The organism is Microbacterium sp. CFBP 13617 (genome assembly GCF_014839445.1).
Lineage (GTDB): Bacteria > Actinomycetota > Actinomycetes > Actinomycetales > Microbacteriaceae > Microbacterium.
The window spans coordinates 555,357-582,282 of sequence record NZ_JACYNW010000003.1; the positions used below are offsets into that span (position 1 = coordinate 555,357).

At 71.8% G+C, this 26,926-nt stretch carries 19 protein-coding genes; 10 read left to right on the forward strand and 9 right to left on the reverse strand.

What is annotated here, in order from left to right; translation table 11 throughout:
- Window positions 1–270 precede the first annotated feature (270 nt).
- On the forward strand, window positions 271–1,722 hold the full coding sequence (locus IFU40_RS11060) for an MFS transporter (protein WP_070408410.1): 1,452 nt from the start codon (window positions 271–273) through the stop codon (window positions 1,720–1,722).
- 271 nt (window positions 1,723–1,993) lie between these two features.
- Window positions 1,994–3,874: an ABC transporter ATP-binding protein gene (locus IFU40_RS11065; RefSeq protein WP_191926337.1), complete on the forward strand. Its 1,881-nt coding sequence runs from the start codon at window positions 1,994–1,996 to the stop codon at window positions 3,872–3,874.
- A 199-nt stretch (window positions 3,875–4,073) separates the two neighbouring features.
- Here the strand turns inward: IFU40_RS11065 and IFU40_RS11070 are convergent, their stop codons facing one another.
- A complete protein-coding gene (locus tag IFU40_RS11070) occupies window positions 4,074–5,957 on the reverse strand; it encodes a phosphoenolpyruvate carboxykinase (GTP) (protein WP_191926338.1) in 1,884 nt (627 codons plus the stop codon).
- 117 nt (window positions 5,958–6,074) lie between these two features.
- On the opposite strand from IFU40_RS11070, the gene IFU40_RS11075 reads away from it, so the two are divergent.
- Window positions 6,075–7,514, forward strand: a complete 1,440-nt coding sequence (locus IFU40_RS11075) for a helix-turn-helix transcriptional regulator (protein ID WP_191915874.1) — start codon at window positions 6,075–6,077, stop codon at window positions 7,512–7,514.
- Window positions 7,515–7,687: 173 nt separating this feature from the next.
- Here the strand turns inward: IFU40_RS11075 and IFU40_RS11080 are convergent, their stop codons facing one another.
- The gene (locus tag IFU40_RS11080; protein WP_191926339.1) at window positions 7,688–8,704 is read right to left on the reverse strand and encodes a carbon-nitrogen hydrolase family protein; all 1,017 of its coding nucleotides are present in this window, start codon (window positions 8,702–8,704) and stop codon (window positions 7,688–7,690) included.
- Window positions 8,705–8,917: 213 nt separating this feature from the next.
- On the opposite strand from IFU40_RS11080, the gene IFU40_RS11085 reads away from it, so the two are divergent.
- Window positions 8,918–9,841, forward strand: coding sequence for a helix-turn-helix domain-containing protein (locus IFU40_RS11085; protein ID WP_191926340.1), 924 nt, complete (start codon window positions 8,918–8,920; stop codon window positions 9,839–9,841).
- A 206-nt stretch (window positions 9,842–10,047) separates the two neighbouring features.
- On the opposite strand, the gene IFU40_RS11090 is transcribed toward IFU40_RS11085, so the two are convergent.
- On the reverse strand, window positions 10,048–11,520 hold the full coding sequence (locus IFU40_RS11090; RefSeq protein WP_070408418.1) for an NAD-dependent succinate-semialdehyde dehydrogenase: 1,473 nt from the start codon (window positions 11,518–11,520) through the stop codon (window positions 10,048–10,050).
- Window positions 11,521–11,870: 350 nt separating this feature from the next.
- Window positions 11,871–13,730: an FAD-dependent monooxygenase gene (locus tag IFU40_RS11095; protein WP_191926341.1), complete on the reverse strand. Its 1,860-nt coding sequence runs from the start codon at window positions 13,728–13,730 to the stop codon at window positions 11,871–11,873.
- Between the two features lie 117 nt (window positions 13,731–13,847).
- On the opposite strand from IFU40_RS11095, the gene IFU40_RS11100 reads away from it, so the two are divergent.
- From IFU40_RS11100 to IFU40_RS11115, 4 genes are all read left to right on the forward strand, one after another.
- Window positions 13,848–14,552: an IclR family transcriptional regulator gene (locus IFU40_RS11100; RefSeq protein WP_191926342.1), complete on the forward strand. Its 705-nt coding sequence runs from the start codon at window positions 13,848–13,850 to the stop codon at window positions 14,550–14,552.
- Between the two features lie 248 nt (window positions 14,553–14,800).
- The gene (locus IFU40_RS11105; protein ID WP_191926455.1) at window positions 14,801–16,786 is read left to right on the forward strand and encodes a primary-amine oxidase; all 1,986 of its coding nucleotides are present in this window, start codon (window positions 14,801–14,803) and stop codon (window positions 16,784–16,786) included.
- A gap of 203 nt (window positions 16,787–16,989) precedes the next feature.
- Complete coding sequence (locus tag IFU40_RS17205; protein WP_070408421.1) at window positions 16,990–17,583, forward strand: TetR/AcrR family transcriptional regulator; 594 nt, start codon at window positions 16,990–16,992, stop codon at window positions 17,581–17,583.
- Between the two features lie 116 nt (window positions 17,584–17,699).
- Entirely contained in the window at window positions 17,700–18,656 is a 957-nt protein-coding gene (locus IFU40_RS11115) for an AraC-like ligand-binding domain-containing protein (protein WP_070408422.1), read from the forward strand.
- 65 nt (window positions 18,657–18,721) lie between these two features.
- Here IFU40_RS11115 and IFU40_RS11120 read toward each other — a convergent pair whose 3' ends face one another.
- On the reverse strand, window positions 18,722–19,525 hold the full coding sequence (locus IFU40_RS11120; RefSeq protein WP_191926343.1) for an SDR family NAD(P)-dependent oxidoreductase: 804 nt from the start codon (window positions 19,523–19,525) through the stop codon (window positions 18,722–18,724).
- Between the two features lie 49 nt (window positions 19,526–19,574).
- On the reverse strand, window positions 19,575–20,306 hold the full coding sequence (locus IFU40_RS11125; RefSeq protein ID WP_191926344.1) for an SDR family NAD(P)-dependent oxidoreductase: 732 nt from the start codon (window positions 20,304–20,306) through the stop codon (window positions 19,575–19,577).
- Between the two features lie 157 nt (window positions 20,307–20,463).
- Here IFU40_RS11125 and IFU40_RS11130 point away from each other — a divergent pair, with 157 nt between their 5' ends.
- Entirely contained in the window at window positions 20,464–21,945 is a 1,482-nt protein-coding gene (locus IFU40_RS11130; RefSeq protein WP_191926345.1) for an APC family permease, read from the forward strand.
- A 187-nt stretch (window positions 21,946–22,132) separates the two neighbouring features.
- Window positions 22,133–22,948 (forward strand): molybdenum cofactor biosynthesis F family protein, encoded by an 816-nt coding sequence (locus IFU40_RS11135; RefSeq protein WP_191926346.1) that lies wholly within the window; start codon window positions 22,133–22,135, stop codon window positions 22,946–22,948.
- A 348-nt stretch (window positions 22,949–23,296) separates the two neighbouring features.
- Here IFU40_RS11135 and IFU40_RS11140 read toward each other — a convergent pair whose 3' ends face one another.
- Genes IFU40_RS11140 through IFU40_RS11150 form a run of 3 tightly spaced genes read right to left on the reverse strand, consistent with a single transcriptional unit; the run spans window position 23,297 to window position 26,888 of the window.
- Window positions 23,297–24,301 (reverse strand): ABC transporter permease, encoded by a 1,005-nt coding sequence (locus IFU40_RS11140; protein WP_070408427.1) that lies wholly within the window; start codon window positions 24,299–24,301, stop codon window positions 23,297–23,299.
- Window positions 24,298–25,824 (reverse strand): sugar ABC transporter ATP-binding protein, encoded by a 1,527-nt coding sequence (locus IFU40_RS11145; RefSeq protein ID WP_191926347.1) that lies wholly within the window; start codon window positions 25,822–25,824, stop codon window positions 24,298–24,300. The genes IFU40_RS11140 and IFU40_RS11145 overlap by 4 nt, the downstream gene beginning before the upstream one ends.
- Window positions 25,825–25,883: 59 nt before the next feature.
- Entirely contained in the window at window positions 25,884–26,888 is a 1,005-nt protein-coding gene (locus IFU40_RS11150; protein ID WP_070408428.1) for a sugar ABC transporter substrate-binding protein, read from the reverse strand.
- Window positions 26,889–26,926 lie beyond the last annotated feature (38 nt).

The following is a 26,926-nucleotide window of genomic DNA, read 5'->3' on the forward strand; positions in this document are numbered from 1 at the left end:
TCAACGGACGCCCCGGTGCACATTCTCCGCCCCGGTGTGAGCCGGTGACGGTGTCATCCGGCGCTGAGCGCGCGACGGGCGGGACGCATTGCCAGGCGAAACCCGACGAACGCTCAGCGCACGCATAGACTGGTTCGCCTCACGCCCCTCACACGGGGACGTTCCCGGTGCCCCCGCCGCGCGCTCGATCTCGCACACCCCCGCGATCGTTCCGCGCCACCGCTGCGCCCCACCTCGGACGCGAACGATCGACCCTCCCGTCAGGCTGTCATGACCACCTCTTCCCCCTCCACTCGTTCCTCCTCGACTCCGGCGAACCCGCGCTCGCGGGTCATCACCGCGAGCCTCATCGGAACGACGATCGAGTTCTACGACTTCTACGCGTATGCCACCGCGGCGGTGCTCGTCTTCCCGATCCTCTTCTTCCCCACCGGCAACGAGACCACGTCGCTCCTGCTGTCGTTCAGCGTCTTCGGCGCGGCCATGGTCGCGCGTCCCCTCGGCGCGGTGGTGTTCGGCCACTTCGGCGACCGGTTCGGCCGCAAGGCCACCCTCGTGGCATCCCTGCTGACGATGGGTGTCGCGACCTTCCTCATCGGCCTGCTCCCCACGTTCAACGACATCGGCGTGTGGGCGGCCATCCTGCTGCTGGTGATGCGCCTCGCCCAGGGCTTCGCCCTCGGCGGCGAGTGGTCGGGTGCGGCGCTGGTCGCGACCGAGAACGCCCCGAAGGGCAAGCGCGCGCTGTTCGGCACCTTCCCGCAGCTGGGCGCCCCGATCGGCTTCATCATCGCCAACGGCGTGTTCCTCTTCATCAACTTCGCCCTGCCGCACCCCGACGGCACCGCGCAGCGCTCGGCCGAGTTCCTCGCGTGGGGCTGGCGCGTGCCGTTCCTCTTCTCGGCCGTCATGGTGATCGTGGGCCTGTGGGTGCGTCTGCGCCTCGTCGAGAGCGAGTCGTTCGCCAAGGCCGAGAAGACCGGCGCGATCAAGAAGTTCCCGCTCGGCGAAGCGCTGCGCCGCAACTGGAAGCAGCTCATCCTCGGCACGTTCATCATGCTGGCGACGTATGTGCTGTTCTACCTGATGACGAGCTTCACGCTGTCGTACGGCACCAAGGCGACCCTCGAGGGCGCGCAGGCCGCGGCCGAGAAGGCCGGCACGCCGTTCGATGCCGCCGCCTACGTTCCCGGGTTGGGCTTCGGCTACACCGACTTCGTGATCATGCAGATCATCGGCGTGGTGTTCTTCGGCATCTTCACGATGCTCTCGGGCCCGATCGCCGACCGCATCGGACGCAAGCGCCTGCTGATCGGCGTGACGCTCGCGATCATCGTGTTCGGCCTGACGTTCTCGTTCTTCCTCGTGCCGCACGCCGACCCCGCGTTCACCCGCGTGCTCGTGCAGTCGTTCCTCATCGTCGGATTCCTGCTCATGGGCGCGACCTTCGGTCCGATGGGCGCCGTGCTCCCCGAGCTGTTCCCGACGAACGTGCGGTACACGGGATCGGCGATCTCGTACAACGTCTCGTCGATCCTCGGCGCGGCCCTGGCACCGATCGTGGCCGTCGCCCTGTGGGCGGCCGGCGACGGAAACCCGTGGCTCGTCGGCGTCTACCTCTCGGCCATGGGTGTGCTGACGCTCATCGCGCTCGTGCTCTCGCCCGAGACCAAGGACGTCGACTACGACGACAACATCGCCGCCGGAGCGACCGCGCCGTAATCGCCGGTTCTTCGCACAGCGGATGCCACGGGGCCTGGGCCTCGTGGCATCCGTCGTCGCTGCGCGGGGCGGGCGGCGGGGCGGCGGGCCGGCGAGCGGGCCGGGCGGGCCGTACTCCTGAGTTTCCGGCTCCTCGGGACCTGGAAGCACCCGTGCGCGGGGGGAGCGGCCGATATCTCAGGAGTTTGGTACACCGGCGAGACCAGGTGCCGAGCGGTGTCGGTGGCGCGAGGTACGGTCGAAGCATCCCTTTCTTCTTCCCGAGGTGAGCATGTCCGTTCCCGCTCCCGCGCGCGGTCGGCGCGGCCGCCGCGTGCCCCAGGGCCCGCGCGCGTCGTTCCGGCAGCTGCTGCCCTTCCTTCTCGAGCACAAGCGCACCCTCGTGGTCGTCGCCGTCTTGAGCGTGCTCGGCGCCGCCACCACCCTGGTGCAGCCGCTGCTGGTGGGCGAGGTCATCCAACGCGTGCAGAACACCGTGCCCCTCGGGGCGCTGGTCTGGCTGCTCATCGGCTTCGTGGTGCTGTCGTCGCTCATCTCGGGCTACCAGCACTACCTGCTGCAGCGCACCGGCACCGCCGTGGTCTACTCGAGCCGTCGGCGCCTGATCGCCCGCATCCTGCGCCTTCCGATCAGCGAGTTCGACGCGCGCCGCACGGGCGACCTCGTCTCGCGCGTGGGCACCGACACCACGCTGCTGTACGCGGTGCTCACGCAGGGACTCGCGGATGCCGTGGGCAACGCCCTCATCCTGGTCGGCGCCGTCATCGCCATGGCCTTCATCGACCCGCTGCTGCTCGGACTCATCGTCGTCGTGATCGGCGCCTCGATCGCGGTGGTCGTCGGGCTGAGCACGCGCATCCGCGCGGCATCGGCGGTGCAGCAAGAGAAGGTCGGCGAGCTGTCGTCGGGCGTCGAGCGCGCGGTCGGGTCGATCCGCACCATCCGCGCGGCGGGCGCCACCGAGCGCGAGACCGCCACCGTCACCGAGACCGCCACCGAGGCCTACGCCGCGGGCGTGCGCATTGCCAAGGTTTCTGCCCTCATCGTGCCCGTCGCGGGGATCGCCCTGCAGGTGTCGCTGCTCGTCGTGCTCGGTGTCGGCGGGTTCCGCGTGGCATCCGGAGCCATCGACGTGGCAGCCCTCGTGACGTTCGTCATCTTCCTGTTCCTGCTCGTGCAGCCCCTCGCCTCGGCGATCGGGGCCATCACGTCGGTCAATCAGGCGCTCGGGGCGCTCGGACGCATCCAAGAGGTGCTCGACCTGCCTCTCGAGGACGACGGCGACCGCGCCGCCGGGGCGTCGCCGGTGGCGGATGCCGCGGCGATCGAGTTCCGCGACGTGCGGTTCCGCTACCCCGACCACGTCGTCAAGGCCCGCGAGGCCGCGGCGAGAGAAGCGCGCTCGGTGCTCGCCGAGGTGCATCTCGACTCCGCCACCGCCGACGCCGGCACCGAGGTCGACGACACCGACCGCGAGGTGCTGCGAGGCGTGTCGTTCACCGTGCCCCGCGGGGCACGCGTCGCCCTGGTGGGCCCGTCGGGCGCGGGCAAGAGCACGATCCTCTCGCTCGTCGAGCGCTTCTACGACCCCACCGGCGGAGCGATCCTCGTCGACGGCGTGGACGCCCGCGACCTGGGACGCGACGCGCTGCGCGCCCGCTTCGGCTACGTCGAGCAGGACGCCCCGACGCTCGCCGGCACCATCGCCGACAACCTGCGCCTCGCCTCGCCGTCGGCCTCCGACGCCGACTGCGAGCGCGTGCTGCACGCCGTGAACCTCGGCGACGTGCTCGAGCGCAATCCGCTGGGCGTCGACGCGCCCGTCGGCGAGGACGGCGTCATGCTCTCGGGCGGCGAGCGTCAGCGCCTCGCGATCGCGCGAGCGCTGCTGGCGGCTCCCCCGGTGCTGCTGCTCGACGAATCGACCTCGTCGCTCGACGGCGTCAACGAGCAGCGCATGCGCGAAGCCATCGACGCCGTCGCCACCGACCGCACGCTGCTGGTCATCGCGCACCGTCTGTCGACGGTCGTCGACAGCGACGTGATCGTGGTGCTCGAGAACGGCCGGGTCGTCGGACAGGGCACGCACAGCGAGCTGGTGGCCTCCACCCCGCTCTACCGCGATCTGGCGAAACACCAGCTGCTGGTGTGAGGGCGGCGGCTCGGCCGGAAGCGGAGTCGCCCTCCGCGCGGTGGCGCGGTGCGCGCGCGCTCCGCCGGCGCCGACACCCGGGCCTCTACCCGCATCCCCGGCACGTGGCACGCGCACATGCCGATGCCCCTCGCGCGCGCCAAGAGCGGGAGGGGCATCGGAGTCGGGGCTCGTCTCGCGGCGCGGGACGAGCGGGGGCTCAGGCGCGCTGCAAGCGGTAGCGGAGCGCGGCGAGCTCGGCGCGCAGGGCGGCCGGAAGGTGACTGCCGAACGTGTCGTAGAACTCCTCGGTGAGGTCGGCCTCGGCGAGCCACGAAGCGCGGTCGATCGAGAACAGCTCGTCGAGGTCGGCGGCCGGCAGGTCGAGACCCGACAGCTGCAGATCCTCGATGCGCGGGAGGCGACCGATGGGGCTCTCGACGGCATCGACCTGACCGTCGACGCGGCGGATGATCCAGTCGATCACGCGGGCGTTGTCTCCGAAGCCGGGCCAGAGGAAGCGTCCGTCGTCGCCCTTGCGGAACCAGTTGACCTGGAAGATGCGCGGTGCGCGGTCGAAACGCAGCTTCTGGCCGACGGAGAGCCAGTGGCCGAAGTAGTCGCCCATGTTGTAGCCGCAGAACGGGAGCATGGCGAAGGGGTCGCGACGCAGCTCGCCGACCGTGCCCTCCTGCGCGGCCGTCTTCTCGGACGACACCGTCGAGCCGATGAAGACGCCGTGCGACCAGTCGGTGGCCTCGACCACGAGGGGCACGTTCGTGGCGCGTCGGCCGCCGAACAGGATGACGTCGAGCGGCACGCCCTGGGGGGCCTCCCAGTCCTCGGCGATCTGCGGGCACTGGGCGGCACCGACGGTGAAGCGCGAGTTGGGATGCGCGGCGGGTCGACCCGACGCGGGCGTCCAGGCGTTGCCCTCCCAGTCGGTGAGGTGCGGGGGCGCCTCGTCGGTCAGTCCCTCCCACCAGACGTCGCCGTCGGGGCGGAGCGCAACGTTGGTGAAGATCGTGTTGCCCCAGAGCGTCTCGATGGCGGTGACGTTGGTCGACTCGCCCGTGCCCGGTGCGACGCCGAAGAAGCCGGCCTCGGGGTTGATGGCCCAGAGGCGCCCGTCTTCTCCCGGACGGATCCAGGTGATGTCGTCACCGAGGGTCTCGACGCGCCAGCCGGGGATGGTGGGGCGGAGCATGGCGAGGTTGGTCTTGCCGCAGGCCGAGGGGAAAGCGGCGGCCACGTGGTACGCCTTGCCCTTCGGGTCGATCACGCGGATGAGCAGCATGTGCTCGGCGAGCCAGCCCTCGTCGCGGCCGATGACCGACGCGATGCGCAGGGCGAAGCACTTCTTCGCCAGGATCGCGTTCCCGCCGTAGCCCGAGCCGAACGACCACACCTCGAGGGTGTCGGGGAAGTGCACGATGTACTTCTCGTCGTTGCAGGGCCACGAGACGTCGTCCTGACCGGCGGCGAGCGGCGCTCCGACCGAGTGCACGGTCTTGACCCACGGGGCCCCGGCGGCGATCTGCTCGGTGACGGCCGTGCCGACGCGCGTCATCACACCGATGGATGCCACGGCGTAGGCGCTGTCGGTGATCTGCACGCCGATGTGGCTGAGGGGGCCGCCGACCGCGCCCATCGAGAAGGGCACGACGTACATCGTGCGCCCGCGCATCGAACCCTCGAAGACGCCGTTCAACGTCTCGCGGATCTCGGCCGGGGCGATCCAGTTGTTGGTGGGCCCGGCATCCTCTTCGCTCTCGGAGGCGATGTAGGTGCGCGACTCGAGACGGGCGACGTCGCCGGGGTGCGAGCGGGCCAGGTACGAACCCGGACGCCACTCGGGGTTGAGCTTGATGAGCTTGCCCTCGTCGACCATCTCGCGCAGCAGGGCGTCGTTCTCGGCGGCGGAGCCGTCGACCCAGTGGATGCGGTCGGGCTGCGTGAGGGCGGCGACCTGGTCGACCCACGCGGTCAGCGCGGCGAGACCCGGGCCCTCGACGGCCGGACGCACGCCGTGACCGGCACGAGGGGCGCGGGTGGGGGACGCGGCGTTGCGCGGGGTGGAGCTGAAGATGTCGGCGAGTGCCATGTCGTTCTCCTCGGTTGAGAGCGAAATCGGTGGTCTTCCTCCATGGTGCGGGTGCGTGCGGGTTCTTTCCGGCGAAATCAGCAGCAAGAATCGGCATTCTTTCGATATGGTCAAGGAATGGCATCGTCGTTCGAACTCACCACCCTGGGGCATCGCATCCGGCACCACCGCCTCGCCCGGGGATACACGCTCGACGAGCTCGGCGCGATGGTCGGAGTCGCCGGCAGCCAGCTGAGTCTCATCGAGAACGGCAAACGCGAACCCAAGCTCTCTCTGCTGCAGCAGATCGCGGGCGCGACCGAGACCGACGTCGCCGAGCTGCTGTCGAACGAGCCGCCGAACCGGCGGGCCGCCCTCGAGATCGAGCTCGACCGGGCGCAGACCAGTCCGTTCTTCCGACAGCTCGGCATCCCCCCGATGAAGGTCACCAAGGGCACCAGCGACGACACGATCGAGGCCGTGCTGGGCCTGCACCGGGAACTCCAGCGCCGCGAGCGCGAGACGATCGCGAGCCCCGAAGAGGCCCGGCGCGCCAACACCGAGCTGCGCCTGCGCATGCGCTCCACCGACAACCACCTGCCGGAGATCGAGCGCCTCGCCGAGAAGCAGCTCAAGGCCGCCGGACACACCACGGGGGCCCTCACGCACCGCACGGTCAGCATCATGGCCGAGCAGCTGGGCTTCGAGCTCATCTACGTCAGCGACCTGCCGCACTCGGCCCGTTCGGTCACCGACCTCGAGAACGGCCGCGTGTACCTGCCGCCGGCCTCGATCCCCGGCGGCCACGGCCTGCGCTCGATGGCTCTGCAGGCGATGGCGCACCGCCTGCTGGGGCACCGCCCACCCACCGATTACGCCGACTTCCTGCAGCAGCGTCTCGAGATCAACTACTACGCCGCGTGCTGCCTCATGCCCGAGACGAGCGCGGTCGCCTTCCTCTCGCAGGCGAAGCGCGACCGCAACCTCGCCGTCGAGGACTTCCGCGACGCGTTCGGGGTGACCCACGAGGCGGCGGCCATGCGCATGACGAACCTCATGACGGCGCACCTCGGCATTCGGCTGCACTTCATGCGCGTCGACGGCGACGGGGCGATCTCGCGCGTGTACGAGAACGACGGCCTCCCCCTTCCCACCGACGTCACCGGGTCGGTCGAGGGGCAGATCGTGTGCAAGAAGTTCTCGGCGCGCTCGGCCTTCGACGAGCACAACCGCACCACCGAGCACTACCAGTACACCGACACCCCGGCCGGAACTTTCTGGTGCTCGACCCAGACCGGCAGCACCTCGGCCGGCGACTTCTCGATCACCGTGGGCGTGCCGTTCGACGACGCCCGGTGGTTCCGCGGACGCGAGACCAGCACGCGCGGCATCTCACGCTGCCCCGACGAATCGTGCTGCCGCCGCCCCGACGCCGAGGCCGCCGAGCGGTGGCAGGGCAAGGCCTGGCCGAGCGCCCGAGTGCACCAGTACATGTTCTCGCCGCTCCCCCGCGGCATGTTCCCGGGCGTCGACGATGCCGAGGTCTTCGCGTTCCTCGACCGTCACGCCGACGGCTGAGGCGGGTCTTCGCGCGGCCGTCGGCACGACTCCGGCAACGGCGAGCGAGCGGTACGCGTGAGGACCGGGTCGTCGGTTCTGCCGGAGTCGTGCATCGGCGCCGGCCGACGGCGGATGCCACGACCCCGGGCCCTCACGGGGCGCCGGGGTCGTGGCATCCGGTGCTCAGGTGTTCACTCCACGCCGACGAGGTCGTCGGCCTCGACCGACGCCGCGGGCGGGATGTCGCGACCGGATGCCGAGACCTTGGGCAGCCGGCCCGTGTCGCGGTGGTGGAGGGTGAAGACGTCGGGCCGGGAGTAGTGCCCCACCGGGTCGGCGGCGTTCTTGGCGGCGAGGATGGCGGCGTAGTCGATGTCGGCGAAGAGGATGCCCTCCTCGTCGGGCGCGAGCGGGTCGGCGAGCGAGCTGCCGTCGGGACCGAAGATGCGGGCGTAGCCGCCGCCGAGCGGGAGCATGGCGCGCTTGGCGTCGGTGTCGGCGAACAGCTCCTGAGCCGCCGGACCGACCGTGGCACAGGGGGCGAGGACGAACGCCTGCCCCTCGACGGCGTACTGCCGCGATGCGCCGATGTTCACCTCGGGTCCGAGGGCGTTGACCGCACCGCCGAAGATCGAGAAGCTCGGCCACGCGGCGACGTGCAACTGCTCGTCCTGCGAGAACATCGCGTACTTGGTCAGGGGCTGCAGGTGCTCCCAGCAGTTGAGCGAACCGACGCGGCCGACGGGGGTGTCGACCACCACGACGTCGGAGCCGTCGCCGTCGCCGAACTGCGTGCGCTCGACGTGCGTCGGCTTGAGCTTGCGCCGGGTGTTGAGGGTGCGGCCGTCGGCGCCGATCACCGCCTGCCCCATGTACAGCGAACCGCCCGCGCGCTCGCTGAAGCCGAACGCGAGGGAGATGCCCACCGAACGGGCGATGCCCTCGAGCCGCTGCCACTCGGGGCTGCCGATCTCGATCGAGTTGGCGGCGTACGGCACGACGAACTGCGACTGCCACGCCACGGAGTCCAACCACAGGAACCACGGGTAGCCGGGGATCCACACCTCGGGGAACGCGACGATGTCGGCTCCGCCGGCCCGGGCGTCGCGGGCGTAGGACTCCAGTTTGTCGATGCCCCCGTCGACGTCGTTCCAGACGGGTTCGGCCTGGACGGCGGCGGCGCGGAAGCTCTTGCGGTAGTCGGGCATGACGACTCCTTCGGGTGAGCGGGGTCGGATACCCCGCGGTGCCCACACGTTAGGAGGGGGTGCCGCGCGCGCACCCGGCTTCGCGCGCACACCGCCCGGCGTTGCACGCCCCGGTGCCGGGGCGGGTGGCGGCATCCGGCGATCCGCGCACGATGTCCGGCGCCCGCACCCGACGGCGCGCGGGCGAGGCGGCCCCGGGCGTATCATCCCCGCATGTCGCCTGTGGCCGTCTCCTCCGTCGCGGAGTGGACGCGCGCGTGCAGCGGGGCCTTCGTCCCCCTGCGGGTGCACACGGCGGCACCGGCCTTCCGCGCCAGCCTCTCGCAGGTCAGGCTCGGACCCGCCGTGCGGGTGACCCGGGTGGTCAGCGAGGCATCGACGGTGTTCCGCGATCAGGACCTCATCCGCAGCCAGCCTCGCGACGACGTGCTCATCTCGTTGCACCGCCGCGGGCGGGGATCGATCCGTCAGCACGAGCGCACCGCCGAGCTCGGGTGCGGATCGGCAGTGATGTACGACGCGGCTTCGCCCTACGCCCTGTCGTTCCCCGGGGCGATGAGCGAAGTGGTGCTGCAGCTCCCCCGTCGCACGCTCACCCGCACCGGGCACACCTTCGCGGGGCTGACCGCCGTGGAGCTGCCGGACTCGGCGCAGCTGCGCTCCCTCACGATGCTCGCCGCGTCCATCGAGCAGCCCGGAGACGATGAGGCGGAGGAGATCGGCGAGGCGCTCGTCGGGCTCCTCCGCGCGGTCGTCCGCGGGCGCGACACCCGCACGCCCGCAACCGACCCCCGGCTCCTGGCCGAGGGGATCCGACTCTGGATCGACGAGAACGCGGCCGATCCCGATCTCACGCCCGAACGGGTGGCCGCCCACTTCCACATCGCCGTGCGCACGTTGCAGAAACTGTTCGCCACCGAGGGCGAGTCCCCGGCGGCGTTCATCCGCAGCTGCCGCCTGCGGCGCAGCCGGTCGCTGTTGGCCGGTGGCGCGAGCGTGAGCGAGGCCGCGCGGCGCAGCGGCTTCCTCGACATCGACAGCTTCACCCGCGCGTTCAAGCGCGAGTTCGCACAGACGCCGTCATCTGTCCGCGCCGCCGGCGTCCGCGCCGCCGGTGTCCGCGCCGCCGGCGCCTGACGCGCGCGCCCGGCGGTCCGGGCCGAACTCCTGAGAAATCGACGCCCGCCCGCCTCACAACGCGCCCACGACTGGTCCGCCCGGCCGACGCCGGCAGAAACTCAGGAGTTCGGCCCGCGTCGGGGAGGGGCAGGACGACGGATGCCACGAACCGGGGCCCTCACGGGGCGCCGGGTCGTGGCATCCGGGGTTCTCGGCTCGGCCGATCAGGCGTAGGGGTTCGCCGTCAGCGTGTACTTCGTCTGCAGGTACTCGTGGATGCCCTCGTCGCCGCCCTCGCGGCCGAGGCCCGACTGCTTCCACCCGCCGAAGGGGGCGGCGGCGTTGGAGACGACGCCGACGTTGAGGCCCATCATTCCGGTCTCGAGGCGGTCGATCATGCGCTGGCCGCGCGCGAGCGACTCGGTGAAGACGTACGAGACGAGGCCGTACTCGGTGTCGTTGGCGATGCGCACCGCGTCGTCCTCGTCGTCGAAGGGGACGATCGCGAGCACGGGGCCGAAGATCTCCTCGCGCAGGATGTCGCTGCCCGGCTGCACGTCGGTGACCACGGTGGGCTCGAAGAACGTGCCGGGGCCGTCGATGGGCGACCCGCCCGTGGTGACCGTGGCGCCGCGCTCGACGGCATCGCCCACCAGGGTGCGCGCCTTGTCGACGGCGCGGTCGTCGATCAGGGGTCCGATCTGCACTCCCTCGTCGGTGCCGCGGCCGATCGTGAGGCCCTGCACGCGCTCGGTCACGCGGCGCGAGAACTCCTCGACCACGCTGCGCTGCACGATGAAGCGGTTGGCGGCCGTGCACGCCTGACCGATGTTGCGGAACTTCGCGAGCATCGCCCCCTCGACCGCCTTGTCGAGGTCGGCGTCGTCGAAGACGACGAAGGGCGCGTTGCCGCCGAGCTCCATCGAGGTGCGGAGCACACCGGGAGCAGCCTGCTGCAGCAGCTTCACTCCGACGGGCGTGGAGCCGGTGAACGAGAGCTTGCGCAGGCGCGGGTCCGAGATGATGCGCTCCGAGACCGGGCCGGTGTTCGTCGTGGTGATCACGTTGACCACGCCCGCCGGCAGTCCGGCATCCTGCAGGATCTGCGCGAAGAAGAGCGTCGTGAGCGGCGTGAGGGTCGCCGGCTTGATTACGACCGTGCAGCCGGCGGCGAGCGCGGGCGCGATCTTGCGGGTCGCCATCGCGAGGGGGAAGTTCCAGGGGGTGATCAGGTAGCAGGGGCCCACGGGGTGCTGCGACACGATCATGCGGCCGGTGCCCTCGGGGTTGGCGCCGTAGCGGCCCTGCGTGTGCGCGGTGACCTCGCTGAACCAGCGCAGGAACTCCCCGCCGTAGGCGACCTCGCCGCGCGCCTCGGCGAGGGGCTTGCCCATCTCGAGCGTCATCAGCAGCGCGATGTCTTCCTTGCGCTCCTGCAGCAGGTCGAAGGCGCGGCGCAGGATCTCGGCCCGCTCGCGCGCGGGGGTCGCCGCCCAGGACGGGAAGGCGTCGGCCGCGGCATCCATCGCCGCGATCCCGTCGTCGACGGTGGCGTCGGCGATCTCGCGGATGACCTCGCCCGTGGCGGGGTCGTTCACGGCGACGGTCTCGCCGCCGGTGGCCGCGCGCCATTCGCCGCCGATCAGCAGACCGGTGGGTACGGATGCCAGCAGCTCGCTCTCGCGTGAATCGGTCATGGGTCCTCCTGGATCGGGGCGGGGTTCCCCGCCATTCTGCTCAGCCCGCGGGGCGGGGCCGATATACGTCGTGTACAAACAGGGTGTTGCCATGGCCGCGGTGGAGGCTCCGTGTCGTCGGGCGGTCGGCCGCCGACCACCGCCGGGGAGGTGCGGCTCCGGTGGGTTCGGCGCCGGGAGCGGGCCGCGGCGCCGGCCCCGGCGTTTCGCGCCGGGAGCGGCGCGGGCACGGGCACCGGCTCCGGCGTTCGGCGCCGTGAGCGGCACGGGCCGCGACGCCGGCCGCCACGCATAAACGCCGTTCGTGCGCAGAAACGCTCAGCCGACGCGTTTACGCGCAGGAACAGCGTTTATGCGAGAGGGGGTGCAGACGCGGGGCCCGACGACAGGAGCGCCCGCTCGAGGAACCGCTCCAGCCCCTCGGGCGCCGACAGCGGCAGCACGTGCGCCACGTACTGGTCGGGGCGCACGAGCACCACGGCTCCCTCGGCCCCGATTCCCCGCTCGGCGAAGATGTCGGCGCTCGTCCACGCCGAGGGCGCGGCGGCGAACACCTTCTCGAGGTCGGTCAGGCCCAGCGGCCCGGACTGCGGGCGGAACAGCGAGGGCACCTCGGTCACGTCCTCCCAGCGGCCGGGGTAGACGACCTTCACGTCGAACACCGCGTCCAGGTCGGCGCCGTCGGGCGTGAAGCGCTCCACGATCGGGCGCGCGGCCTCGGCCCAGTCGCGCAGCGCCGCGCCGTCGGCATCCGCGAAGGCGTAGATGCGCCACCGCCCGTCGGCGCGCGCGTGGTGCCCGAGGTGCACGGCGTTGCCGTCGCACACCCGCACGACCTCGACGCTGTGGAAGCGCCTGCCGACGGGGAATCCGGATGCCAGCTCCTGCGCCGGCGCGTCGGACACCAGCGCCGACGGGGCGTAGCGCGTGCCGAAACCGGAGGGGAACTCCGCCGTCGCCAGGTAGTAGGTCGCGAGCTCGTCGGGGTCGGTGATCTCGCCGGGCTTGCGCGCCATGAGCGAGGACCACTCGCGGTCGAAGTCGATGAGCTGCTGGGCGACGGGGTGCCGCTCGTCGTTGTAGGTGCGCAGCAGCTCCACCGGGGCGAGGCCGGTGAGCACGTGCCCGAGCTTCCATCCGAGGTTGAAGCCGTCCTGCATCGAGACGTTCATGCCCTGGCCGGCCTTGGCGCTGTGCGTGTGACAGGCGTCGCCGGTGAGGAACACGCGGGGGCTCTCGGCGTCGTCGACGAAGCGGTCGGTCACCCGGTGCCCCACCTCGTAGACGCTGCTCCACGCGACCTGTTTCACGTCGATCGTGTACGGGTGCAGGATGTCGTTCGCTCGCGCGATCACCTCGTCGATCGGCGTCTGGCGCACCCGGTGGTCGTCGTCGGCGGCGACCTCGCCGAGGTCGATGTACATGCGGCTGAGGTATCCGCCCTCGCGCGGGATGTGCAGGATGTTGCCCGCGGCGGCGTTGATCGCGCACTTGATGCGCCAGTCGGGGAAGTCGGTCTCGACCAGCACGTCCATGACACCCCAGGCGTGCTTCGCCGCCGCGCCCACGTGCGGACGGCCGATGGCCTGGCGCACGCCGCTGCGGGCACCGTCGCACCCGGCGACGTACTTGGCGTGGATGGTGCGCTCCCCCGTGGCGTCTCGCACCGTGACCTCGACCGGGTACGCGCCCTCGCCGACCGTGAGGCCGACGAACTCCACGCCGTAGTCGGGCGCGATGCGCGCGGGGCCCTGGGCGGCGGCCTCGGCGAAGTAGTCCAGCACGCGCGCCTGGTTGACGATGAGGTGGGGGAACTCGCTGATCTTGAGCCCGTAGTCCTCGGTGCGGGTCGTGCGCACGATCCGGTCGGGGTCCTCGGGGTCGGGCGCCCAGAAGTTCATCCAGCCGATGTTGTACGCCTCAGCGGTGATGCGGTCGGCGAAGCCGAACGCCTGGAACGTCTCGACGCTGCGGGGTTGGATGCCGTCGGCCTGGCCGAGCGGCAGGCGCCCCTCGCGCTTCTCGATGAGGCGCGTCGTGACCTGGGGGAACTGCGACATCTGGGCCGCGAGCAGCATGCCGGCGGGACCCGAGCCGACGATGAGCACGTCGACCTCGTCGGGGAGCTCCGCCGGGCGGTCGAGGCCCGTGCCGGTGGCGTTCTGCACGCGAGGGTCGCCCGAGACGTAACCGTGGTGGTGGAACTGCATGAGACTCCTGACGTCGGTGTCGGGGGCACCGCGACCTCGCGATGCTTGCGGGCAGATCCATTTGTGTTCTATATTCGAACGCAGCGTTCTGCTATCGAACGAGAGGCTAGCCGCTCCATGCCCCCACGGCAAGACTCCTCCCCCGCCTCGCAGACACTGAGTCGCGGCATCCGCCTGCTCGAAGAGCTCGCCGATGCTCGGAGCCCCCTCACCATCGACGAGCTCGCGGAGCGCGTCGATCTGCACCGCTCGGTGACCTACCGGCTGCTGCGCACGCTCGAAGACCACGGGCTCGTCTCTCGGGATGCCGCGGGCGCGGTGCGCCTGGGAACGGGCCTGGCGGCCCTCGCCGCGGGCGTCGCCGCCGACCTGCAGGCCGAGGCCCTGCCCGAACTCACCGCCGCCGCGAACGACCTGGGCATGACGTGCTTCCTCGTCGTGCTCGACCACGACGAATGCGTGACCCTCGTCAGCGTCGAGCCCCGGCACACGGTCACCGCCGTGGCGCAGCGGCCCGGGTCGCGACATCCGGTCACCCGGGGCGCCCCCGGCCGCGCGATCCTCGCGCAGCTCCCCCCGCGCCGGTGGCCCGACGACGTCGACGCGCGGCTCGCGGCGGAGGTCGCCGACGCCGCGGAGCGCGGGTGGGCGACGAGCCACGACGAGGTGATCCCCACGTTCCGCGCCGTGGCGGTGCCCCTCGCCGTGCAGGGGCGCGAGCCCGCCGCCGTCGCCGCCGTGCACGTGGCGACCGACCTCGACGACGCGGCGATCGCGGCGCGGCTGACGGCCGCGGCCGACGCGATCCGCTCGGCGCTGTAGTCCAGCCCGACACCGGGCCCCGCGTGGCGGGCCGAGCGGCCGCGCCGACGCGGCCGAGCGGGCCCGCACGCGATGTCACGGGTCGGCATCGTCGCTCCCTCCCCGGAGCCGGCGACCCCGGCACGGAAGCGCACGCTCAGGCATCCGGTGTGCACGGGCAGACAACGCCCCACCGCGCGCGCCGGGTGAGAGTGGATGCCGGAGGCCACACCATGCACGAACACGCCCACGCCGTCCCCGACCAGGCGATGGAGAACCCCGACCTCGAGACCGCGGGCGACACCCCGCCGGCGACGCATCCCCTCGATCCGCTGAGCGCCGAAGAGATCGAGCGCGCCCGCGACGCCCTCGTCGCGGCGGGGCTGCTCGGCGAGAGCGTGCGCGTGCCGATGCTGCTGCCGGCCGAACCCGACAAGAAGACCGTGGCGACCTGGCATCCGGGAGACCCCCTCGACCGTCGCGCCGACGTGACCCTGCTCGACACCGCGACCGGAGAGGTGACCGAGGCGATCGTGGCGATCACCGCGGGCGAGGTGGTGAGCAGCCGCCGGTACGCCGCCGACGCCCCTCCCTACGGTCAGCCGCAGTACCTGTTCGAGGAGTACGAGCGGGCCGCCGAGCTCGTCAAGGCCTCGCCCGAGTGGCGGGCCGCGATGCAGCGACGGGGCCTCGCCGACCGCATCGACCTGGCGTTCTGCACACCACTCGCCCCCGGCTTCGTCGGGCGCGAGAACGAGGTCGGACGCCGCGTCATCCGCTCGCTCACCTTCCTGCGTGACAGTGACGACGACATCGCGTGGGCGCACCCCGTCGAGGGGCTCATCGTGCACATCGACCTCACCGCGAACCGCGTGATCGGCATCGAGGACGAGGGCGACGTGCCCGTTCCCGCGGGCAGCGGCCGCTACGACCCGCAGGCCACCGGCCCCGCCCGCGAGACGCTGAAGCCGATCGAGATCACACAGCCCGAGGGACCCAGCTTCCACGTGTCGGGCTCGCACGTGCAGTGGGAGAACTGGTCGCTGCGCGTCGACTTCAACGCCCGCGAGGGTCTGGTGCTGCACGACGTGCGCTTCGACGACCGCCCGGTGCTCTCGCGCGCGAGCGTGCCCGAGATGGTCGTCCCCTACGGCGACACCAGCAACACGCGCTTCTGGATCAGCTACTTCGACGCCGGCGAGTACCTGCTCGGCAAGAACGCGAACCACCTCGAACTCGGATGCGACTGCCTCGGCGTCATCCACTACTTCGACGGGCACGTCGCCGACGACCACGGACACGCGATGCGCATCCCGAACGCGGTGTGCATGCACGAGGAGGACTACGGCGTGCTGTGGAAGCACACCGAGCCCGGCCCGGTCGGCTCGCACGTGCGCCGCTCGCGCCGCCTGGTGGTGTCGTACTTCGCCACCATCGGCAACTACGACTACGGCTTCTTCTGGTACTTCTACCTCGACGGCTCGATCCAGGTCGAGGCCAAGGCCACCGGCATCGTGTTCGTCGGCGGCGGGGAGCCCGGCTCGACCAACCGCCACGCCCCCGAGATCGCGCCCGGCGTCTTCGCCCCGGTGCACCAGCACCTGTTCTCGGCGCGGCTCGACATGGCGATCGACGGCGATGAGAACCGGCTGTTCGAAGTGGATGCCGTGCGCATTCCGATGGGCGACGACAACCCCTTCGGCAACGCCTTCACCTGGTCGCACACGCCGCTGCGCACCGAGCTCGAGGCGCAGCGCGAGGCCGACACCTCGGTCGCCCGAGTCTGGGAGGTGCAGTCGACCAGCCGCACCAATCACGTCGGAAAGCCGACCGCCTACCACCTCATCCCCGAGCCGACGGCACTGCTCATGGCGGATCCGGCCTCGACCGTCGCCGCCCGCGCCGCCTTCGCCACCAAGCATCTCTGGGGCACCGCGTACGACCCCGAGGAGCGCTGGCCCGCCGGCCGCTACCCCAACGCCCACGCCGGAGGCGCGGGGCTTCCGGCGTACACCGCCGACGACCGCTCGATCGACGGCGCAGACCTCGTGCTCTGGCACACGTTCGGTCTCACGCACGTGCCGAGGCCCGAGGACTGGCCGATCATGCCGGTCGACTACGCCGGGTTCTGGTTGAAGCCCTACGGCTTCCTCGACCGCAACCCCGCGCTCGACCTGCCCGAGGCGACGCAGGCTCACGCGCCGGGCGGCGACGGGTGCTGCGGCGGGGGTGACGCCTGCCACTGCGGGCACTGACGGAGAGCGGTTCCGGCGTCGGGGAGCGCGATGGCGCCGTCATGACCTCCGCGATGTGCACGACCTCAGCCCCAGGGCCCCGGATGCCACGGAGATTGCGCGCATCGCGGAGGTTATGCCCGCGCGAGGCGGCGGCGGCCAGGCGACGCGGGCCCGCCGGATAAAATGGGCCGATCCCCGGCGACCCGAGAAGAAGGACGTCCGTGCCCCGACTCGTCGACCACGAAGCCCGCCGACGTGAGATCGTGCAGGCCACCTGGCGCCTCATCGCGGAGCGCGGGATCGAGGCCACGACCATGCGCGGACTCGCTCGCGAGCTGGGACTGGCCAACGGCAGCGTCACGCACTACTTCCCCGACAAGAGCGCGATCCTCACCGCCGCGTTCGCGCACGTGTTCGCCGCGACCACGGCGCGCTTCGCGCAGGAGCGCGCCCGCACCGGCGTCGTGGGACTCGCAGCCCTGCGCGCCTTCCTCTTGGAGGCGGCTCCGATCGACGAGGAGCGCTCCCTCGAGGCGCGCATCGTCATCGCCTTCCTCGAGTACGCCGCCGCAGACCCGGCGCTCGCCGAGATGTTCCGCGGCCTCATGCGGCAGTGGCAGGAAGCCTTCGTCGCGATGGTGGCCGAGGCGCAGGACCGCGGCGAGGTCCGCGCGGGGCTCGACGTGCAGGCCGTGAGCGATGCGATCCTGCACGCGGTGAACGGGATGCAGGCCAATGGCGTGCTGTTTCCCGAGACGGCGCGCGAAGAGCGCATGCTCGCCACCGTCGATGCCCTCGTCGACATGCTCCGTTGACGGCTCTCTCGCGACAACTGGTCGCCAGGTGTAACATTCGGGAAACTTTGGCTCTACAAGCGTCGGATAAAAATGACGTGGGAGCTCAGGAGTCGAGGGAAACGAGGAGGTCTCCCATGTCGATCACCACCACCCGCCCGCAACCGGGCGTCACCGCCATCCACGCCGCCGATCTCACCGCGTTCCGCGCGGCCGTCGACGACAGCTTCGTTCCTCTGCACGTCACCGCCGCCGACCCCGACCGCTTCCGCGGCACCATTCGGGCGGCCTGCGCCGACGGCATCCACGTCAGTACCGTCGCCGCCTCCGCCCACGTGGTCGAACGCACCCCCGACCTGATCGCTCGCGCCGACGGCCCGGCCGTGAAGATGAGCCTGATGCTCGCGGGCACGGGCCTGCTGATCCAGGACGGCCGCGAGGCGCTCCTGCGTCCGGGCGACTTCGCCGTCTACGACACCTCCCGGCCGTACTCGCTGTGCTTCAGCGGCGAGTTCCGCACCATCGTGACGATGTTCGCGCCCAGCGCGCTGCCCCTGCCGCCGTCGGCACTCGCGCAGCTCACCGCCGTGCGCGTGCCCGGCGACGGGGGTCTCGGCGGGGTCGTGGCGCCCTTCCTCGCCCAGTTGGGCACGCACCTCGACCAGGTGGCGAGCCCGTCGGGATCGCGCCTGGTGCACACCGCGCTCGACCTGCTGGCCACCGTCTACGCCCACGAGCTGGGCAGCGACGTGTCGGCGGGCGATCCGCACGCCGCCCTCCGGCGCCGCGTCGAGGAGCACATCGACACGCACCTGGCCTCGGCCGAGCTGTCGCCCGGGGCGATCGCCGCCGCGCACTACATCTCGACCCGGCACCTGCACACGCTGTTCCAGGGCGGGGGGACGACGGTGGCCGCGCTCATCCGCACGCGACGCCTGGAGCGCTGCCGCCGCGACCTGACCGACCCGCTGCTCGCCGACCAGTCGGTGTCGGCGATCGGCGCGCGGTGGGGGTTCCCGGATGCCGCGCACTTCAGTCGCACGTTCAAGTCGGCGTTCGGCTTCTCGCCGAGCGAGTGCCGCGCCGCGCACTGATCGGCCCGGGTCGCGGCCCTCTCGTCGCCCGCTCCGGCGAGCCGCACGCTCGCGCGGGGCAGCCCTCACATGCCCGCGTGATCGAACGCGATCGTGGGCACGTCGACCACGTGCGCCCCGCCGTCCGCCACGATCGTCGCCCCCGTGATGTACGACGACTCCGGCGAGGCGAGGAAGCGCACGACCGCGGCGATCTCGTCGGGCTGCGCGGGGCGCCGGAGCGGCACGTCGGCGGTGACGGCGGCGTACGCCGCGGCGCGGTCGTCGAGGCCCGCCGCCGCGGCGAAGGCGTCCATCTCGTCATCGGCCATGGGGGTGGCCACCCACCCGGGGCAAACGGTGTTGACCCGCACGCCGTGGCGTCCGTAGTCGCGCGCGAGCGAGCGGGTGAGCCCGATGAGCGCGTGCTTGCCGACGGTGTAGCCGGCCACCGAGGGGCCCGCCGCCAACCCCGCGATCGACGACATCACCACCACCCGCCCCCGGGCCGCGATCAACGCGGGAAGCGCCGCCCGGACGATCACGAACGCCGTGGTGACGTTGGCGCGCAGCGCCGTCTCCCACGCCACGTCGTCGGTGTCGGCGACGGTCGCGAAGCCGTGTCCGCCGGCATTGGCGACGACGATGTCGAGTCGCCCGTGCGCCTCCACGACGCCGCCGATGAGGGCGGCGGCGGCCGCGGAGTCCGCCGCGTCCGCGGCGACAGCGGTACCGCCGATCTCGGCGGCGACGCGTTCGAGAGGCTCGCGCCGGCGCCCGGTCACGACGACGTGCGCGCCCGCGCGCGCGAGGCGCCGGGCGACCGCCTCGCCGATGCCAGTGCCTCCCCCGGTGACCAGGGCCACCTGACCGTGCAATTCCGCATCCATTCGTCCTTCTTTCCGCCCGTGCGCACGCACGGGGCTCTCGTTCGTCCGCTCAGGCCGGAAACCCGGACCGGGCGCTGACGCCGAAATCCGACACCCACGTGGCCGCCGACACCGGTCGCAGGCGCGGGGATGCCAGGAGCACGACCTGGTCGGCCACCTCGGCCGCCGTCTGCACCGGGTACTCCGCGTCGGCGAAACCGTCCGGCATCCCGAGGTCGCCCCGACTCATCGGGGTGTCGACGATCGAGGGGCACACGGCGTTGACGCGGATCCCCTCGGGCGCCAGCTCGACGGCGGCGGCACGGGCCAGCTGCAGCACCGCGGCCTTCGACGCGCCGTACGGCGCCATGCCGGGGCTCGCGACGAGGGCCGAGTCGCTCGCGACCACGACCACCGCGGGGGCCTCGGACGCGCGCAGCCACGGCAGCGCCGCGCGCAGCGTCACGAAGGCACCCGTGACGTTCACGGCGAGCACCCGCTCCCACGCCCCGATCGACGTCTCCCCCAGCGGCGTGCCCACCGGCCCCGAGATCCCGGCGGCCAGCACGAGCACGTCGATCCCGCCGAGCTCCCGCGCGCACGCGTCGACCGCGGCGGCGGCCGCGTCGGCATCCGCGAGATCGACGACGAAGGCCGGACCCCCGAGCTCGCGCACGCGCGGGTCGAGGTCGACCGCTCCCACCCGCGCGCCTTCCGCGGCGAGCGCGCGCACCGCCGCGCGGCCGATTCCGCCGGCGGCTCCCGTGACGAGGGCGCGGCGCGAGGTGAGCTGAAGGTCCATGCGGCCCATCCTGGACGCGGCGGCGCGAGAGGCGAGCCGTCCCTGCACGGACGCAACAGGCCCTCTCGCCCGCGGTCAAGTCGGGCGGGTGAGGGCGGAGCAAGATCGCTGCAACGGGCGCCGACGTGCGCTCGGAACCCGACCCGAAGGATTCGCCATGACCGACTCGACCTCCCCCGGCTCGTCCACGGCGCTGCAGCGCGGCGCCCTGGGGGTCGCGGGCATCGTCTTCCTCGTGCTCGCCGCCGTCGCCCCGCTGACCGGCATCGTCGTGGTCGCCTCTCTCGCGATCGCGCTCGGCAACGGCGGAGGCACGCCCGCGTCGTTCCTGATCATCGCCGTCATCCTGCTGCTGTTCGCCGTGGGGTACGCGCAGATGTCGAAGCAGCTCGTCAACGCGGGCGGGTTCTACGCGTTCGTGGTCAAGGGCCTCGGACGCACGGGCGGACTGATCGCGGGGCTCATCGCCACCCTCGGCTACAACTTCTTCGTCGTGGGCACGATCGGCACCAGCGGCTTCTTCATGCAGTCGATCATCGCCGGGCTCACCGGCTTCGACGTGCACTGGTACGTGTGGGGCCTGCTCTCGATCATCGTGTGCTTCGTCCTGGCCCGCACGGGCGTCGACTTCTCGTCGAAAGTGCTCGGCGTCGCCCTGGTGCTCGAGGTGCTGATGCTCGTCGTGTTCGACGTGTCGGTGCTCGTGCAGACCGGGTACGACCTGGGAGCCTTCTCACCCGAGGCCGTGTTCTCGGGATCGCTGCCCATCGGCCTGCTGCTCGCGGCGACCGGGTTCCTCGGGTTCGAGGCCACCGCCCTGTTCGGCGAAGAGGCGCGCAACCCGCTCAAGACCATCCCCCGGGCGACCTACACCGCCATCATCGCGATCGGCGTCATCCTCGGAGTCACCACCTGGGCCGTGGTCAGCGCCACGGGGGTCGCGCGGGCGCAGGCGACCGCGCAGGAGCACCTGGCCACCGGCGACCTCATCTTCAGCATCTCGGCCACCTACCTCGGCCCGCAGCTGACGGTCGTGATGCAGGTGCTGCTGCTGGTGAGCCTGTTCGCCGCCATGCTCGCCTTCCACAACTCGGCGACCCGCTACCTCTACGCGCTCGGGCGCGCCCGCGTGCTGCCCTTCGCGCTCGCCCGCACCCGCTCCTCGGGTGCTCCGCAGCTCGCCGGGATCGTGCAGGCCGCGTTCGCCGCCGTCGTCGCGGGCCTGTTCGCCCTCGCGGGCCTCGACCCGATCCTGAACCTCGTCCCCGCCATGCTCGGCTTCGGCACGCTCGCCGTGATCGTGCTGCAGGCGCTGGCCGCGCTGTCGATCGTCGTGTTCTTCCGCCGTCGCGGTGACCGCCGCTGGTGGAGCACGCTGATCGCGCCGGGCATCGGCTTCCTCGCGCTGTCGATCATCGTGGTCCTGGCCGTCGTCAACTTCGACATCGTCGCCGGATCCAGCGAACCCGCCATCCGCCTGATGCCGCTGCTGCTCGTGGCGGCCGTCATCGGCGGCATCGGGTACGGCGCCTACCTGCGCCGCCGCAAGCCCGCGATCTACTCCGGCTTGTCCGACGACCTCGAGGCGTTCAACGTCGCCCCGGCCGAGCAGGGGAAAGACCCGGTTCCCGGACTCTGAACGACGATCCCGGATGCCGGGACCCCGGCCCCGCTCGCCGGCCTCACCCCCGCTCGCCAGGCCCCGCCCCCGCTCGCCGGGCCCCGCCCCCGCTCGCCCGCCCCAGCCGCACTCCCCGGCCTCACCCCCGCACGGGCCCGGGGTCCGGCATCCGCCCCCTTCCGTTTCCACCCAGCAAGGAGATCGCATGACCGACACCCTCAACCTGTCCGACACCCGTACCTGGCTGCCCCTCGACGGGCTCGCTCCCGGCTTCGACGCCGCCAAGGCCGAGCTCACCGACGACCTCGCGGGCCGCACGTTCACCACCGTCGACGAGCACGGCGCGCGCACCGCGTACCGGTTCGACGCGGATGCCGTGGTGTGGGAGTCGGGGGCCGAGAGCGGCCGCGACGACGTCGAGGTCATCGAGGTCGACGAGGCGCTGTACTACGCGCAGTACACGCCCGCCGCGCACCCCGACACCGCCGTGACGCTCATCCTCGACCTGCGCAGCGGATACGCGCTGACGGTCGTGAGCGCGCTGGGCAGCGCTGCCCCCGGACGCACCGCGGTGCAGATGAGCTTCACGCCCGCGCGCATCGCCGAGCTCGAGGCGCACGGGGAGGCACCCGCGCCCACCGACGAGCTCATCGGTCGCCGCGTGCTGTGGGTGTACTCGACCGTGCACGCGTACGAGCACGTGTACCTCTCGCCGCACTGGTACTCGTGGCACTGCCTCGCCGGCCCCGAGCAGGGCCTCGCCGACACCGACGAGAACACGGTGTGGCGCGTGCGTCCGGGTATCTACGTCTTCACGTGGCGCGAGAAGGTCATCCCGTGCGGGTCGGTGACGATCGCCGACCACCGCGACCAGAAGGCCCTGCGCGCCCACGGCGTGCTCTTCGGCGCCGACGAGTCGAACAGCGGCGCCACGCACTTCACGTTCGGCGCGCACGGCCGCCTGCTGTCGAACACCGTGCACCCGCTCGAGTACGACCCGGCGCGTCCGCTGGAGCGCTGAGGCCGGTCCCTCTCGAGAGCCGCGTCCCCTCGGGGGCGCGGCTCTTCGGCGTGCGGGCGGGGGGGCGTTTGCGTGAGGGGCGGTGTGGCGAGCGGAGGGCCAGGGGCGAGCGGAGGATGCCACCGCCGCGAGGGTCCTCCCTTCACCCCACGCCCTCCGCCCGCCACGCCCCGGCGGCCCCAGCGCGGCGAGCGGATGGCCAGGGACCAGCGGAGGACCCCACCCCCGCGAGGACCCTCCCCACGCCCCACGCCCTCCGCCCGTCACCAGGCAACCGGCGCCAGCACCCCGCACACGCGCGAAAGCCGCGCCCCCTCGGGAGCGCGGCTTTCCGAGCGAGCGGAAGCGTCAGGCGGCCAGCGCCACCAACCTGCGCGCCCGAGCGGTCGCGAGGCGGACGCGCAGCACGTGTGTGAGGGCGCTGAGCCCGATCGCGGCCACCAGGGCCAGGCCGCTGGCGACCGCCTGCCAGAAGGTGGTGACGCCCAGCAGCACGAGCGAGTTGTTCAGCGCCCCGTAGAAGAGCACGCCCACCACGACGCCGAAGATCGTTCCCTCGCCGCCGGTCAGGGCCACGCCCCCGAGCAGCACCGCGGTGAGCACGACGAGTTCGAAGCCCGCGCCGATCTGCCCGGCGGGGGCGCTGTTGAGCCGCGCGACGACGATGGTTCCGGCGAAGCCCGACATCGCGCCCGAGAGCACGAAGAGCGAGAACGGCAGGCGCCGCACGGGGACGCCCGAGAGGTACGCGGCCTGACGGTTCACTCCGACCGCGTACACGTGCCGGCCGGTCGGGGTGAACGCGAGGAAGACGCCCGCCACGATGAGCAGCACCGCGGCGATCCACACCGACAGCGGCACACCCGCGACGGTGCCCACGCCCAGCAGGCCGAACTCCGGGCCGAAGTTGTTGCGCGGGGTCGGGCTGATCAGCTGCGCGACCCCGCGCACCGCGGTGAGCGTGCCGAGCGTGGTGATGAAGGAGTTGAGCCCGAGCACCGTGACGATCACCGCGTTGACCAGCCCGACCGCCGCCCCGGCGAGGATCGCGAGCACGATCGCGACGGCGGGTTGACCGGCGCCCTTGTCCATGACGAGGGATGCCACGACCCCGCCGAGCGCGAGGCTCGAGCCCACCGAGAGGTCGATGTACCCCGCGATGAGCAGCATCGCCACGGGGATCGCGACGATGGCGATCACCGCGCTGTCCTGCAGGATGCCGCGGATGTTCTGCCACCCGAAGAACGAGTCGGTGGCCAGGTGCACGCCGATGACCATCACGATCAGCACGACGAGCAGCGGCGTGCGCACGACGCCCTCGACGATGGCGCGGAGGAAGCGGTTCTCGGTCACGGGCGGATTCCTTCGGTGGGGGCGGTCAGGGCGGTGGGGGCGGTGTGCACGGCCGAGAGCAGGCCGTCGGCCGTGGTCTCGGCGACGTCGAGCTCGTCGACCACGCTCCCCCGCGAAAAGACGAGGCAGCGGTGCGCGAGGTCGATGACCTCTTCGGGTTCGTTGGTGGCGACGATCACGCCCACGCCCTTCTCGGCGGCGAGGGCCTTCACGGCGTCGTAGATGTCTTTGCGGGCGCCGACGTCGACACCTTGGGTGGGGTCGTCGAGCAGGATCACCCGCGTGCGGGCGGCGTCGTTGACCCAGCGGCCGAGCAGGATCTTCTGCTGATTGCCGCCGCTGAAGCGTCCGGCGGGCAGATCCGCCGCGCGGGGGCGCAGGGCGAGCCCGTCGGCGATGCGATCGAACACCCCGCGTTCAGCGGGGAGCGAGCGCATTCCCCACGATCCGAGCCGGCGCATCGCGTCGATCACGATGTTGTCCTGGGCGGGGAGGGCGGCGAACAGTCCCTCGCGCGCGCGGTCGGCGGGAACGAGGGCGATGCCGGCACGAAGACCCTGCGCCGGGGAGCGGGTCTCGCGCGGGACGCCGTCGATCAGGAGCGTGCCGCCGGTGCGCGGGATGCGCCCGAACACGGTGCCGAGGAAGCGCGTCCGCCCCGAGCCGACGAGCCCGTAGCAGGCGACGATCTCACCCGGAGCGACGGAGAGGTCGATCGGTCCGAGGCCGGGCGCGGTGAGTCCGCGCACCTCGAGCACCGGCGTCTCGCCCTGGCGGGGAGCCGCGGGGCGGTCGTTCGTGGCGCCGTGGCCGTCGCTGATGGCGGCGACCAGCGTCTCGCGCGTGATCCCGGCGCCCTCGGCCGACCAGACGGCCCGTCCGTTGCGCATGACGGTGGCGGCATCGGCGAGCGCGAGCACCTCGCCCAACAGGTGGGTGACGTACAGGATCGCGATACCCCGACCGGCGAGGTCGCGCACGAGCGCACCCAGACGGGTGGCCTCGGCGCGCGAGAGCGCGGCCGTGGGCTCGTCGAAGACGATGAGCTTCGCATCGCGGCGCACCACCTTGGCGATCTCGACCAGCTGGCGCTGTCCGATGGGCAGGGTCGCCACCCGCACGTCGGGGTCGATGCCCCCGGCGCCCACGGCGTCGAGCGCCTCGCGGGCGAGGCGACGCTGTTCCCCGCGGCGGATGAGCCCCGCGGTGGTGCGCTCCTGCCCGATGAAGAGGTTTTCGGCGACGGTCATGTTCTCGAGCAGGCTGAGGTGCTGGTAGATCACGGCGACGCCGGCGGCGATCGAGGTGCGCGGGGTGAGGGAGTCGTGGGTGGTGCCGTCGATCTCGATCGTGCCGGCGGTGGGCGCCACCCCGCCGCCGAGGCAGGCGATGAGCGTGGACTTGCCCGCGCCGTTGTGTCCGAGCAGCGCGTGGATGCGCCCGCCGGGGATGTCGAGGGTGACGTCGTCGAGCGCGAGGGTGGCCCCGTACCGCTTCGTCAGACCGCGCACGGTGACAGTCATGTCTTCTCCGTTCTCGTCGGATGGAGGCGGGAGCGGGTCACCCCGCTCCCGCCGGGCGATCAGCCGCCGAGCTCGGTGATGTAGCTCGAGAGGTCGGGATCGTCGACCGTGACGACGGTCACGGGCAGGTCGACGCTGGCATCCGTCTTGCCCTCGCCGAGCGCGATCGGGATGTCGATGACGTTGTCGACGAGGTCCTTCAGCGAGAAGTAGGTGGCGGCGCGGAAGAAGTTGCCGTCCTTCATCTTCTGCAGGAGGAACAGGTTGGGGTCGAGCCCGCCGACGTACGTCTTCGCGTCGTTCTCGGCGCGGCCCGAGGCGACGAGCGCCTGGTACGCACCTTGAGCGGCGTCACCGACCGCCGAGACGACGACGTTGACGTCCGGGTTCTGCGCGAGCAGCGTGGTGGTGACCGACAGACCGTCATCGGGGGTGACGGCCTGCTGCTGGCCGACGATCTGCAGGTCGGGACCGGCTTCCTTCAGACCGTCGAGCAGGCCCTGCGTGCGCTCCTGACCGATCTGCCGCTCGGTCTCGCTGAGCACGATCACCTTCGCGTCGGGGCCGACGTTCTTCAGGGCCCACTCCGCGGCATCCTTCCCGAGGTCGTACCCCGACTGGTAGAAGCTGAACTGCAGCGTCGCGTCCTGATTGGTCATGTCGCCGCCGTAGGTCACCCAGTACTTCCCGCCGTCGCGGTACTGCTGCGCGACCGACTCCAGGCTCGCGGGGTCGACGGGGAACGACACGACGGCATCGACGTCGCTGGTGAGGTTCGAGGTGAGCTGGCTGACCTGCTTCTGCAGGTCCATCTCGTCGTTGGTGAAGGTGACCTCCACGCCCTTCTCGGCCGCGCGCTGCTCGACGATGTTGACGATGGCGCCGTAGACGGGCAGGGCGGTGAAGGGGTAGTCGAACAGGATCTTCGTGACCGGGCCGCGGTCGGACGGGGCCGCGCTGGGCCCCGATCCGGCGTCGTCGGCGGCGGTGGTGCTGCAGGCGGAGAGGGCGAGGCCGGCGATGACGACCGAGGCCATCGCGGTCAGGCGGAGGCGGCGCTTCATGATGCTCCTTGCGGGTCAGGGATGTGTGCAGTTGCTGC